We start from the raw sequence: 12,914 nt of genomic DNA on the forward strand, positions 1-12,914 counted from the left end.
TGAGCCGGAGCGTACCGGACCCGCCGGGGTCGGCGGGCGGCGACACGGCGACCCGACCGGCCGCTTCGTCCGTCCGGGTCAGGGCAGGGCCAGCACCTCGGCGGCGAACCGGTCGACGGTGGACAGGGTCCGCCGCCGGTCCCCGGTCACCTCGACCTGGAACAGCAGGTGCCGCACCCCGGGCAGGGCCGCGGCCGCCGCGACTCTCTCCCGGCACCGGTCCGGCGAACCGACCGGGTGGATCGCGGTCAGGTGGTCGGCGTACGCGTGCGGATCGGCCGGTCCGGCCGGCGCGCCGTCGAGGCGGACGTGGTGGCGGGTGCCGGCGAGCAGCCCGGGGAGGTGGTCGCGCACCGTGCCGGCGGCCTCGGCGTCGCTGTCCGCCACCCAGGCCAGGTGCGCGCTGGCGTGCGGAACCGCCGCCGGGTCGTGGCCGTGTTCCGCCGCGACCCGGGCGTAGCGGCGCAGTAGGGCGGCCTTCTCCGGCAGGTCGGCGTGCAGCCCGAGCAGCACCGGCCGGCCGTACCGGGCGGCGAGGTCCACCGTGCCGGGCGAGGTGGCCGCGACCCAGAACGGGATCGGAGCCGGCGGTCGGGGCACCACCCGCACCGCGCGGAACGGGAACCGGCCGACGCCGGCGACCTCGGCGGTGCCGGACAGCCAGCGGTGCAGCATCTCCACGGCGTCGGGGAAGCCGTGCGCGTAACGGTCCGGGCCGGTGCCGAAGACCTCCAGGTCGACCCAGGGGCCACCGCGGCCGACGCCGAGCCGGAACCGGCCGCCGGAGAGCGCGTCCAGCAGTGCCGTCTCCTCGGCCAGGGCCACCGGGTGCCGGTCGGACAGGACGCACGCGGCGGTGCCGACCGTGATGCGGCGGGTGGCGCCGAGCAGGTGCGCCGCGAAGGCGACCGCCGACGGGCAGACCCCGTACGGGACGAAGTGGTGCTCGGCGAGCCAGACCCCGGCGTACCCGGCCGCCTCGGCGGCCAGCCCGTACGCGTGCGCGTCGGCCAGCGCGCCGGCGTGGTCGTGGCCGGGGTGCTGCCCGGCGAGCAGGAACAGGTGTGCCCGCACCCGCTCGCCGGGCCGCTCGGTGGGCGGCTGGTCAGCAGTCACGCAGCGTCGGGGACTGGTTCAGCAGTTGGCCTCGGCTGGAGGTGAACCGACGGTGCGTCTCCGACCCGACGGCGGCCAGCCGGAACGCCGCCACCCGGTGGCAGTTCTGGAACGCCAGCCTGACCCCGAAGTGCCGCTCCAGTCCGGCGCGGATCGCGTCGCTGGCCAACGCGCGCAGCAACTGTCCGCGCTCGGCCTCGGTGGGCGGTGGCACGACGTTGTCGGCGAAGTCGGCGTCCGACGTCTCCAGGTCGGCCACCACCCGGCTGACCGTCTCCCAGGCGTACGGCAGGGAGTCGCGGACACAGGCGACGAACGCCTCCTCGTCCACGGGTCCGGTCTCGGCGGCGTGCAGCAGGTCGGGCGGAACGGTGAGCGACATGTGTCCTCCGGATCGCTAACGAACACGGTTTCCGTTACCGACTGAGCACATCACGTGGTCGGTGCCCCGTCAAGCATCGGCGCACGCGAAACGGCGGACGGGCCCGAAGGCCCGCCCGCCGTCCGACAGGGGAACGTGTCAGCGCAGGTGCGACTCGATCGCCTCGATGACCCGCGGACGCAACTCGGCGGCCCGGATGACCGCGTCCACCGACCCGACCTCGACCGCCCGCTGGATGCTGTGCACCCGGTCGAACTCGGCGGCCACCTCGCCCAGCTTCTCCGCCCGCACCGACGAGCGGAGTTCGTCCAGCTCCGCGGTCAGCGTCGCGCGTGCGGTGCCGGACGCGGCCGCCACCCGGCCCTCCAGTTCGCGTACCCGGGCGTCGGCCGCGGTGCGCGTGGCGACCTCGCCGGCGAACACCACGGCGGCGGCCGGCGCGCCGCCGAGCACCGAGGCGAACGACCCCTCGATGGCCAGCACCGTCATGGCCGGGTTGAGCGCCTTGGAGAACACCACGAACGCGCCGCCGTGATAGCGCGAGATGACGCAGAAGACGATCGGGCCCCGGAAGTTGACGATCGCCCGGCCGATCTCGGCCCCGTACTCCAGTTGCAGCTTGCGCATCGACTCCGGCGAGCCGTCGAAGCCGGAGAGGTTGGCCAGCACCACCAGCGGCCGGTTGCCGCTGGCCGCGTTGATCGCCCGCGCGGCCTTCTTCGACGAGCGGGGGAACAGCGTGCCCGCCGTGTAGGTGTCCGGGCCGTCGGTGGGCGGGAAGCCGTGCCGGGGCACCGACCGGGACTCGATGCCCAGCAGGCACACCGGGATGCCGCCGAGGTGCACGTCCTGCACCACAGCGGTCTCCGCGTCGGCCATGCCGGCCCACCGCTCCAGCACCGGGTGGTCCTGGTCGGCGAGCGCCCGCATCACGGTCCGGATGTCGAACGGCTTCTTCCGGTCCGGGTTCGCCGTCGCGGAGAAGATCTCGCCGACCGTGGCGAAGTCGCTGCCGGGCACCGCGTGCGGGAACGTGGAGACGTCCCGGTCCACCGGGTCGGTGGTGCTGGCCCGGCGCGGCGCGTCCTCGCCCGGCGCCACGTACGTGTGGTCGTAGTGCGCCATCAGCACGTCGCGCGCCGCCGGCAGGTCCGGCGCCCAGTACTGCGCCTGCCCGTTCGGACCCATCACCCGGTCGTAGCCGCCGATGCCGAAGTTGTCCTCGGCGGAGACGCCGCCGGAGAAGTCCAGCGACTGCTTGCCGGTCAGCACCATCGCCGAGTCCGGCGTCATGACCAGCACGCCCTTGGTGTGCATGAGCATGGTCGCCTCGGCGTTCCAGTACGGCTGGGCGCCGACGTTGATGCCCGCCACCACGATGTTGATCTCGCCGCCGGCCTGGGTGAACTCGACGATCCGCTTCAGCGCCGCGGCCACCCAGTCCATGTTCTCGGTGCCCGAGGTCATCGAGATCCGGGCGCCGGCGGAGAGCGCGTACCACTCCAGCGGCACGCCCATCCGCTGCGCCAGGTCGAGCGCCGCGATCACCCGCCGGCACTCCGGCTCGGAGAGCGCGCCGAGCGACTTCGTCGGGTCGCCGAGCAGCACCACCCGGGTGACGCCCTGCGGGTGCCGCGCCGTCGGGGTGGTGACCACGCCGGCCACGATCGCCGCGGCATTGCGCCCCTTCGGCCGGTCCACCGGCACCAGCGCGTGGTCGGCGTCCAGGTCGTGCTCGGTGAACTCGCCGAGCAGGCCGGTCAGCTCGTACGGGTAGACCGTGTTGCGGCTGGCCGCCCGCAGCACCTTGAGCCGGTAGTCGTCCAGCGGCTCGACCGGCTCGGTCGGTGGCTCGCCCACGGTGAGCTGGGCGCGACCGGTGACGTCGAAGGTGATCCGCACGCCGACCTTGGTCAGCTCGCCGGTGCGGCGGTCGCGCTGGCGCGCGATGAACAGGATCTCCTCCAAGTCGGCGCCGACCGTGGTCGGGCGCATCCGCCCGGCGATCAGCTCCATCTCCTCGCGGGTCAGCTCGCTCGGCGGCCACACGTAGATGACGATCCGGTTGGTCCGGAACCGCACCTTCGACGGCCGCCGGGACTGCGCCCGGCGGATCGAGTCGATGCAGGCCGCGACCGCGTCCTCGGTGGTGGGCAGCGCGACCAGCCGGCCGTCCTGGTCCCGCAGCTCCGCCAGGTCACGCACCTGGGCGAACGCCACCAGCCGCTGGTCGGACGGGTTCTCCTGGGCGACCGCCTGGAAGAGGTAGACCTCCTCGTCCAGCGACGGCAGCCGGGTCAGGTCGAACCGGTGCAGCCGCTCCAGCTGCATCCGCTGCGCGATGTACGGGTGCAGGCCCCGGATCAGCCGCTCCTCCACCATGCCGGCACCGGTGGGGCGGAAGGTGAAGTGGTGGTGCATCACCGCGCCGCCGCGCCCGGCGACCGTGGTGGTCAGCCGGCGGACCCGGTCAGGCAGCGGGTGCGCGTTGATCACGTCGAGCAGCGCGGCGGCGGTGGCGTCCAGGTCCTCCGGCTGGTTCTCCCAGGCCAGGTAGACGTCGGCGTCGACCGCCTCCTCCGCGCCGGCCACCTCGGCCAGCCCGCGCAGCGCGTCGCCGAGCGCGTCGAACCGCACCGCGGCGGAGACCACGCTCGACCCGTTGCGTCCGGCCACCACGAACACGCAGCCCGCGGCCGCGCGGGTGGACACGCCGGTGAGCGCCCGGTTGCCGTAGTAGCGGCGGGTCAGCACCTCCAGCATGGTCGCGTTGTCCAGGTTGTCCCGGACCAGCCGCTGGCCGAGCAGCCGCACCAGCGGCTCGGTGCTGCGCACCATCTCGGCCATCCGCTCGGTGCGGTCCGGCGCGTCCGGATGCGTGTCCAGGTGCCGCAGGTGCGTGCGGACCTGGGCGTAGACCCGGGCCCGGTTGCGGCGCAGCAGCGGCTGCGCGAACCAGGCGAACACCACGCCCCGGGCCAGGTCGGCGACGACCGGGAAGCGGACCTGCGTCGCCGCCACCAGGCGCTCCAGCGCGAGGCCGGCGGGCTCGCGCAGCGCGTCGTCCGGCGGGGGCTCGCGCAGCCACGAGCGCAGCAGCGCGGCGATCACCCCGGCGTCGACGGTGGCCCGCTGCTGGGCCAGGAAGATGCGGAACACCGCGGCCTCGAGGGCCGGGGAGCGGTCCAGCTCGGTGACGCCGTAGTGGCCGAGCGCCTTGGCCAGGCGGGCCCGGAACGGCTCCGGCGACCCGGCCCGCTCCACGTCGAGGCTCTGCAGGTAGGTGTGGAAGTACTCGCGGGCGCTGTGTACGTGACCGCCCGGGCCGTCCTCGCCGCTGGGCCGGTTGCGGCTCAGCTCGGCCAGGTCGGCGAAGACGTTGACCAGATCCAGCTCCTCGGCCAGCGGACGGTGCCCGGCCTCGGTGGCCGCGCGCCGCGCGTCCAGGTAGTCGTCGAGCACCCGCCGCTCGTCGTGCGGGTCGACGTCGAAGCCGAGCAGCAGGCCGCGCAGGTCCTCCTGGCCGCGCTCGGCCCGGCTGCGCGCCGGGACGTCGGCGGGCGCGGCGGGCAGGTCCAGCTCGACCGCCGGTTCGGCCGGCCCGGCGGCGGCCTCGGCGCCCTCCTCGGCGACCGGTTCCAGGCGCAGCAGCGGCGCGCCGGCCTCGACCTGGGTGCCCACCGCGACGGCGGACTCCTTCAGGCGGGCCCGGAACGGCGCCCGCAGCACCGTCTCCATCTTCATCGCCTCGAGCACCAGGACGGGCGCCCCGGCCTCGACCTCCGCGCCGATCTCCAGCGGGGTGGCGACGACCAGCGCGGGCATGGGGGAGCGGACCACGCCGCCCTCGTCCCGGCTGACCCGGTGCGTCACGCCGTCCACCTCGACCAGGTGGACCGGGCCGTGGGTGCCGGTGAGCAACCGGTAGCGGACGCCGTTGACGGCGATCTGCCCGGTGTGCCGGTCGAACCGGTCCAGCTCCACGTCGGCGGTACGCGCGTCGGCGCCGGCCTCGACGCCGACCCGGAACCGGTGCGCGCCGACCCGGGCCACCCGCATCCGGTAGGTGACGCCGCGCAGCTTCAGGTCAAGCGGCCGGCCGCTGCGGTGCTGCACCTGCGGTCGTCCGCCGGCCGCGGTGGAGAGCAGCCGCTGCCGCTCGGCGCGCTCGTCCTCCTCGTACGCCTCGATCGCGGCGGCGGCCAGCGCCACCGCGGAGTGCCGGTGCGCGACCAGCCGGCCCTCGCCCCGGACCCGGTCGATCCAGCCGGTGTCGGCGCTGGCGTCGATCACCTCGGGCTGGTCGAGCAGGTCGAGCACGAAGCTCTTGTTGGTCGCTCCGCCCTCGATCACCACCGTGGTGTCCGCCATCGCCCGGCGCAGCCGGCCCAGCGCCTCGTCCCGGTCCCGGCCGTACGCGATGATCTTGGCGATCATGGAGTCGAAGTCGGCGGGGATGGTGTCGCCCTCGCTGACCCCGGTGTCGACCCGGATGCCCGGCCCGGCGGGCAGGTCCAGCCGGGTGATCCGGCCGGGGGAGGGGGCGAAGTCGCGGTCCGGGTCCTCGGCGTTGAGCCGGGCCTCGATGGCGTGCCCGCGCTCGGCCGGCGGCGTGCCGGTGAGCCGCCCGCCGCCGGCCACGTGCAGCTGCGCCTTGACCAGGTCGAAGCCGGTGGTCGCCTCGGTGATCGGGTGCTCCACCTGGAGCCGGGTGTTGACCTCCAGGAAGGCGAACATCCGGTCGCCGGGGTGGTAGAGGAACTCGACGGTCGCCGCGCCCCGGTAGCCGACCTTGACCGCCAGCCGCTCCGCCGCCCCCTTCAGCTCGGCGGCCTGCTCCGGGCCCAGCACCGGCGACGCCGACTCCTCGATCACCTTCTGGTTGCGCCGCTGCACCGAGCAGTCCCGTACGCCGAGCGCCCACGCGGTGCCCTGCCCGTCGGCGATCACCTGCACCTCGACGTGACGCGCGCCGGTGACCAGGCGCTCCAGGAACACCACGCCGCTGCCGAACGCGCGGGCCGCCTCCTGGCTGGTGCGCTCGTACGCGTCGGCCAGCTCGGCGTCACTGCGGACCACCCGGATGCCACGCCCGCCGCCGCCCGCGGTCGCCTTGAGCATCAGCGGGTAGCCGATCTCGGCCGCCGCGGCCACGGCCGCCTCCAGGCTCTCCACCGCGCCCCGGCTCCACGGCGCGACCGGCACGCCGACCTCCTCGGCGATCAGCTTCGCGCCGATCTTGTCGCCGAGTTGGCGCATGGCGTCCGGGCTCGGCCCGACGAAGGTGACACCGACCTTCTCGCACAGCTCGGCGAAGGCCGGGTCCTCGGCCACGAAGCCCCAACCGACCCACGCGGCGTCCGCGCGGGTCTCCACCAGCGCGCGTTCCAGCGCCTTCAGGTCCAGGTACGGGCGGGCCGACGCGGGCCCCAGGTCGTAGGCGACGTCCGCCTCACGCACGAAGGTGGCGGTGCGGTCGACGTCGGTGTACAGCGCGACGGTCTCGATCCGGCTGCCGGTCTCCGCGGCCAGTTCCCGGACCGCGTGGATGAGCCGCATGGCGGCCTCACCACGGTTGACGATGGCGACACGGGTGAACACGTGACCGTCCCCTTCGGTTGACCCACGGTGTGGCGCCGGGTGGCGGCGATGCCTCCGGCTTGCCTCACCTTTCCGTCTGTCATCCGGCGGCGCCATGTCGTAACCGCCGAAGCCTGAGCGGGGGCCGTTGTAGGAACCGAACAAAACTTTTTAGCCAGCAGGCCACAACCAGGAGACCTTCCGGCAGCGCGGACGGCGCCGGACCTGAGCGGGTCCGGCGCCGTGCGGCGTGTTCAGGGGGATCCAGCGCCGTCCGGCGCCTTGACGGGGATCCAGCGCCGTCCGGCGCCTTGACGGGGATCAGCCCGGGATCTCGCGGGGGTCGCGGCTGCGGGGGTAGGTGTTCTTCTCGCCGATCGTGCCGTCCTGCTTCTTGATCACGTGCTCGGTGCCCCGCTCGGCCGCCATCTCCCGGCCGGCCGCCTCGGCCTCCGCCTTCGTGTCGTGCCGGCTGCTCGCCCGCTCGTTGCCCTCCGGGCGGTTCTTCCACTGCCCGTCCTGCTGGTAGGTGTCGATGTCACCCTTGGCCATGTCGTCAGCTCCCTCGGCATCCGTGGTCGATGACAAATGTCTGCCCCTGCGCGCGGCGCGCTAATCCTGCCGTCGCGTCCTAGGCTCGACGGGGAGGTGCCGACGATGAAGCTCGGACTGCACTACTGGACCTACTCCACCCCGGCCGACCCGGCGGCGATCGCCCCGACGCTGGCCGAGACGGCCACCCTCGCCGAGCAGGCCGGGATCGCGTCGTTCACGGTGATGGACCACTACTTCCAGATGGAGGCGATGGCGCCGGCGAGTGAGCCGATGCTGGAGGCCTACACCACGCTCGGCTACCTGGCGGCCCTGACCCGGCGGATGACGCTCGGCGTGCTGGTGACCGGCGTGATGTACCGCTACCCGGGGCTGCTCGCCAAGATCGTGTCCACGCTCGACGTGCTCTCCGGCGGCCGGGCCCGCCTCGGCGTCGGCGCGTCCTGGTACGAGCGGGAACAGCGCGGCCTGGGCGTGCCCGTGGTGCCGGTGGCGGAGCGGTTCGAGCGGCTGGAGGAGACGCTGCGGATCTGCAAGCAGATGTGGAGCGACGACGACGGGCCGTTCGAGGGCCGGCACCACCACCTCGCCGAGACGCTCAACTCGCCGCAGCCGCTGAGTCGCCCACACCCGCCGATCATGGTCGGCGGGGGCGGGGAGAAGAAGACGCTGCTGCTGGTGGCGCGGTACGCCGACGCCTGCAACCTGTTCGGCACCGGACGGGAGGACGTCGCGCACAAGCTCGACGTGCTGCGGGCGCACTGCGCCGCCGAGGGGCGCGACTACGACACCGTGGAGAAGACGGTGCTGGTCACGCGTCCGCCGCTCGACGACGTCGACGCGTTCCTCGCCGACGTGGCCGCGTACGCGGAGCTGGGGGTGACCGAGGTGCAGACCATGCCGGACCGGCACCCGGTGGAGTTCACCCGGCGGCTCGCCGACGAGGTCCTGCCGAAGCTGGCCACGATCGGCTGACCCGGGGCCGGGCGCGCGAGGATCTCGCGCGCCCGGCCCCGGTCGGACGGCCGCTCAGGCGGCGGCGTGCAGCCCCTGCCAGGCGCCGTAGCCGCCGAGCAGGTCGGACACGTCGGCGCGGCCGGCGTTGCGCAGCAGGCTGGCGGCGACCGAGGAGCGGTACCCGCCGGCGCAGTGCACGACGACCGGCCGGTCGGCGGGCACCTCGTCGAGGCGGCGGGTCAGCTCGGCGAGCGGGATGTGCAGCGAGCCGTCCACCGCACCCTGCTCCCGTTCGCCGGCGTTGCGCACGTCCAGCACCACCGGCGCGTCCGGACGGTCGAGCGCCGCGCGCAGCTCGGTGGCGGTGACCCGGCTGGCCCGCGTCACCTCACCGATCATCTCCAGGAAGGCGCCCTCGGGCTCGCGCAGGTAGCCGGCCACCCGGTCGAAGCCGATCCGGGCGAGGCGGACGACGATCTCCTCCTCGCGGTCCTGCGGGGCCACCACGAGCACCGGTCGGTCCGGTGCGACGACGCTGCCGGCGGTCTCGGCGAACCGACCGTCCGCCGGGACGTTGAGCGCGCCGCGCAGGTGCCCGGCGGCGTACTCCTGCGGATCGCGGGCGTCGACCACGACGGCGCCGTCGGCCCGGGCGGCCAGGAACTCGGCCGGGGTGAGCGGGCGGGCCGGCCGGGCGTGGTCGAACAGCTCGCGGGCCTTGCGGTTGAGCACGGCGTCGAAGGCGAAGTAGCCCGGGGCGGCCGGCTGCCCGCCGGTCACCAGGGCGAGGAACTGCTCCTCGCTCATCGGGGCGCAGGCGTAGTTGGTGCGGCGCTGCTCGCCGATCGTGGACTGCCGCTCGGTGGACAGGTTCTTGCCGCAGGCCGAGCCGGCGCCGTGGGCGGGGAAGACGCGCACCTCGTCGGGCAGGCCCATCAGCTTGCGCTGCACGCTGTCGTAGAGCATCCGGCCGAGCTCGTCGGCGGTGACACCGAGGGAGGCGAGCAGGTCGGGCCGGCCCACGTCGCCGATGAACAGCGCGTCCCCGGTCAGCACCCCGTACGGCGTCGGATCGGTCGCGTGCTCGTACACGAGGACGCTGATCGACTCCGGGGTGTGGCCGGGCGTCTCCATGATCTCCAGGGTGACGTCGCCGAGGCTGATCCGTTCACCGTCGGTGAGCTTGCGGCTCGCGTACTCGGTCTCGGCCCGGTGTCCGTAGCCGATCCACGCGCCGGTCGCGGCCGCCACCTCGAGGTGCCCGGCCAGGAAGTCGGCGTGGAAGTGGGTGTTGATCACCCCCTCGACGGTCAGGCCGTGCGCGCGGGCGTCGGCCAGGTATTCGTCGATGTCCCGACGCGGGTCGACGAGCACCGCGCGCCCGGTGCTGTCGTCGGCGATCAGGTACGAGGCCTGGGACAGGCAGTCGAGGTAGTACTGGGTGAACAGCATGAGCCGCACTCCTTTTCAGCGATGCCGGACGATACGACGACTGTAGCGTATACCCCCGGGGGTATATTCCCGGGCCGATGGTCCCGCGCTCCGGGACCATCGGCCCCCGCCGGGCGGCACGCTCAGGCCACCCGGCCCGGCCGGCCGCCCTTGGCCTGCACCGCCAGCCCGGCGTCCGCCCAGGCCCGCATCCCGCCCGACAGGTCGTGAACCTGGCGACCGGCGTCGGCCAGGATCCGCGCGGCCTGGCGCGACCGCGCGCCCGAGCGGCAGACGGTCACCACGGGCCGGTCCGTCGGCACCTCGGCCAGGCGGTCGGCGAGCTGGCCCAGCGGGATGTGCCGGGCCCGGGGCGCGTGCCCCGCGCGCCACTCGGCCGGTTCGCGTACGTCGATCAGCAGCCCTCCCGCGGCGACGACGGCCGCCGCCTCCGTCGGGCCGACCGACGGGACGCGGGCGCCGAGGAGGCGGCGCAGCAGACCGCCCCGCGGCCGCCCGGCAGTGCCTTGCGTCCGCCCGGTCACGGCCGGCTGCCCTCGGTCACCGGGCGCCCCGAGCGGATCCAGGCCGACGTCCCGCCGGCAACCGAACGGGCGGTGATGCCGGCGCGTTCCAGCACCTCCGCACCGACCTGGCTGCGGTTGCCGCCGGCGCAGATCACGTAGACGGTTCCCTCGCGGGGCGCCTGCGGCAGGCTGGCGGCCAGGTGACCCAGTGGGACGCAGCGCGCACCCGGGACATGGCCGCCGAGATACTCGACGGGCTCCCGTACGTCGATCACCGTGGCCCCGTCGGCGTGGGCGGCGGCGAAGGTGGTCAGGTCGACCTCGGGCATGATTGCTCCTTCCGGTTAAATACCCCTGGGGGTATACCGGAACGACGATAGTCCGGTGCCGCACCGCCTGCCACCGGATGCTCAGGACCCTGGCCTGACGGCGTCCTCCGGTGCTCGGGCCACGTCGACGGTCACCGTCGGTCCGGTGGTCAGCGTGTTGTGCACCGTGCAGTGCGAGGCCACCGCCAGCAGGGCCTGGGTGCGCTCGGCCGGGAACCCGTTCGGCAGTCGGAGCGACAGCCGCACCTCCTCGACCCGGGCCGGCCGGTCCTCGGCCATCCGGTAGGTGACGGACACCCCCAGCCCGTCCCGGTCCACGCCGTGCCGGGTGAGGTACCGCCCGGCGTAGAAGGCCACGCAGGTGGCCAGCGACGCCACGAACAGCTCCGTCGGCGTCGGCGCCGTGTCGTCGCCGCCGGCCTCCGCCGGCTGGTCCACCCGCATCCGGTGCCCCCGCACCGCGAACTCGTACGCCTCGCCGGCCGTCCAGCCGACGTCCACGGTGCCGACCTGCCCGCTCATCCTCGTCGCCCCCTCGTCTCGCGCCGATTCCAGTCAACATCCGGCACGCGCGCCCGGCGACGTGCCGATCGGCCCCGATCGGGGGACCTTGAGCCCGGCGTGGAGGGTCCGGGCGGAATCACCGTACGTCGATCGACGGCAATTTCTCCGTCGTCGATCCTGTCCCGCCATCTGGTCGGCGGTCCCATTTCCGGCTCACCGAGGGTCGGCGCCGATCGCGTTACTGACCAGTAAGGACGCCCTTGAATACCGCCAATCGCCTGAGTTGCCGCCGATCGGGCCTTCGGGATCCAAGCTCTGAGATCAGGCCCGATCGGCGCAACTGGCACTCTTGCCATCAATGACAAACGTGTGACAACTTCGACGAGCCCGATCGGCCGAGCCTCACCGGCCGAACGGCTGCCCGGGGCTGCCCGAAAGGCTGCCCGTGCTCAGCTCCAGGAGGTATCCACATGCGACTCTCCGGGTCTCCGCGGCGTCACGCCACCGCCCTCACGGTGGCCGGCGCGCTGGTCGTCGGCTCACTGGCCGGCGCACCGGCGCACGCCGCACCCGGGACGTCCGCGTCCCCCGAACAGGCCACCGCGCTCGCCGCCGCACTCGGCGACCGCTCCGCCGGCACGTACGCCGAAGCCGGCGGCGCGATGGTGGTCACGGTGACCGACGACGCCGCGGCCCAGAAGGTCCGCGCGGCCGGCGCCACCCCCAAGCTCGTCACCCGAGGCGCGGACGACCTGGCCCGCGCCACCACCGCCCTCGAGAAGTCCGCCCGCATCCCCGGCACCGCCTGGTGGACCGACCCGGCCACCAACCAGGTCGTCGTCTCCGTCGACAGCACCGTCACCGGCGCGAAGCTGGACCGGGTGAACGCGGTGGCCCGCGCGCTCGACGGCACCGTCCGGATCGAGCGCGAGGCCGGCACGCTGAGCACCCGCGCCGCCGGTGGCGAGGCCATCTACGCCGAGGGCGGCGGACGCTGCTCGCTCGGCTTCAACGTGCGCAGCGGCTCGACGTACTACTTCCTGACCGCCGGGCACTGCACCGCCATCGCCGCCACCTGGTACGCCGACTCGGGGCAGAGCAGCCAGCTCGGCACCGGCGGCACCGGGAGCTTCCCGGGCAACGACTACGGCATCGTGCAGCACACGAACGCCGGCGCGGCCGAGGGCAGCGTCTCCCTCTACAACGGCGGCAAGCAGGCCATCACCGGCGCGGCGGACGCCTTCGTCGGGCAGTCGGTGCAGCGCTCGGGCAGCACCACCGGCCTGCACGGCGGCACGGTGGAGGCGCTCGACGCCACGGTGAACTACGCCGAGGGCAGCGTCTCCGGCCTGATCCGCACCACGGTCTGCGCCGAGCCGGGCGACAGCGGCGGCTCGCTGTTCAGCGGCAGCAGCGCGGTCGGCCTGACCTCCGGCGGCAACGGTGACTGTTCGTCGGGCGGAACGACCTACTTCCAGCCGGTCACCGAGGCGCTGAGCGTCTACGGCGTGGACCTCGTCTGAGCCGAACCGCGCA

General features: G+C 74.0%; 10 protein-coding genes. 2 read left to right on the forward strand and 8 right to left on the reverse strand.

Annotated elements, in window-relative coordinates; all coding sequences use genetic code 11:
* Positions 1-78: 78 nt before the first annotated feature.
* The 4 genes from CO540_RS01540 to CO540_RS01555 all read right to left on the reverse strand — a co-directional run bounded on the left by CO540_RS01540 (position 79) and on the right by CO540_RS01555 (position 7,630).
* A complete protein-coding gene (locus CO540_RS01540; protein WP_253866347.1) occupies positions 79-1,116 on the reverse strand; it encodes an LLM class flavin-dependent oxidoreductase in 1,038 nt (345 codons plus the stop codon).
* Positions 1,106-1,498, reverse strand: coding sequence for an SCO5389 family protein (locus CO540_RS01545; protein WP_099160597.1), 393 nt, complete (start codon positions 1,496-1,498; stop codon positions 1,106-1,108). The genes CO540_RS01540 and CO540_RS01545 overlap by 11 nt, the downstream gene beginning before the upstream one ends.
* 138 nt (positions 1,499-1,636) lie before the next feature.
* The gene (locus tag CO540_RS01550; RefSeq protein ID WP_099160598.1) at positions 1,637-7,099 is read right to left on the reverse strand and encodes a carboxyl transferase domain-containing protein; all 5,463 of its coding nucleotides are present in this window, start codon (positions 7,097-7,099) and stop codon (positions 1,637-1,639) included.
* A gap of 300 nt (positions 7,100-7,399) precedes the next feature.
* Positions 7,400-7,630: a DUF2188 domain-containing protein gene (locus CO540_RS01555; protein ID WP_089154306.1), complete on the reverse strand. Its 231-nt coding sequence runs from the start codon at positions 7,628-7,630 to the stop codon at positions 7,400-7,402.
* A 105-nt stretch (positions 7,631-7,735) separates the two neighbouring features.
* On the opposite strand from CO540_RS01555, the gene CO540_RS01560 reads away from it, so the two are divergent.
* Positions 7,736-8,605 (forward strand): LLM class F420-dependent oxidoreductase, encoded by an 870-nt coding sequence (locus CO540_RS01560; protein WP_099160599.1) that lies wholly within the window; start codon positions 7,736-7,738, stop codon positions 8,603-8,605.
* A 54-nt stretch (positions 8,606-8,659) separates the two neighbouring features.
* On the opposite strand, the gene CO540_RS01565 is transcribed toward CO540_RS01560, so the two are convergent.
* The 4 genes from CO540_RS01565 to CO540_RS01580 form a co-directional block, all read right to left on the reverse strand.
* Positions 8,660-10,039: an MBL fold metallo-hydrolase gene (locus CO540_RS01565; protein ID WP_099164537.1), complete on the reverse strand. Its 1,380-nt coding sequence runs from the start codon at positions 10,037-10,039 to the stop codon at positions 8,660-8,662.
* A gap of 122 nt (positions 10,040-10,161) precedes the next feature.
* Positions 10,162-10,515, reverse strand: coding sequence for a rhodanese-like domain-containing protein (locus tag CO540_RS01570; protein WP_371682284.1), 354 nt, complete (start codon positions 10,513-10,515; stop codon positions 10,162-10,164).
* Between the two features lie 44 nt (positions 10,516-10,559).
* Positions 10,560-10,874 carry a rhodanese-like domain-containing protein gene (locus CO540_RS01575; protein ID WP_099160601.1) on the reverse strand — a complete coding sequence of 105 codons (315 nt, stop codon included), beginning with the start codon at positions 10,872-10,874 and terminating at the stop codon, positions 10,560-10,562.
* Positions 10,875-10,955: 81 nt separating this feature from the next.
* Positions 10,956-11,396 (reverse strand): OsmC family protein, encoded by a 441-nt coding sequence (locus CO540_RS01580; protein ID WP_099160602.1) that lies wholly within the window; start codon positions 11,394-11,396, stop codon positions 10,956-10,958.
* 452 nt (positions 11,397-11,848) lie between these two features.
* Between CO540_RS01580 and CO540_RS01585 the strand changes: the two genes are divergently transcribed.
* On the forward strand, positions 11,849-12,901 hold the full coding sequence (locus CO540_RS01585; protein ID WP_091574001.1) for a S1 family peptidase: 1,053 nt from the start codon (positions 11,849-11,851) through the stop codon (positions 12,899-12,901).
* Positions 12,902-12,914: the final 13 nt, after the last annotated feature.

It is taken from the genome of Micromonospora sp. WMMA2032 (assembly GCF_002688545.1).
GTDB lineage: Bacteria > Actinomycetota > Actinomycetes > Mycobacteriales > Micromonosporaceae > Micromonospora > Micromonospora sediminicola.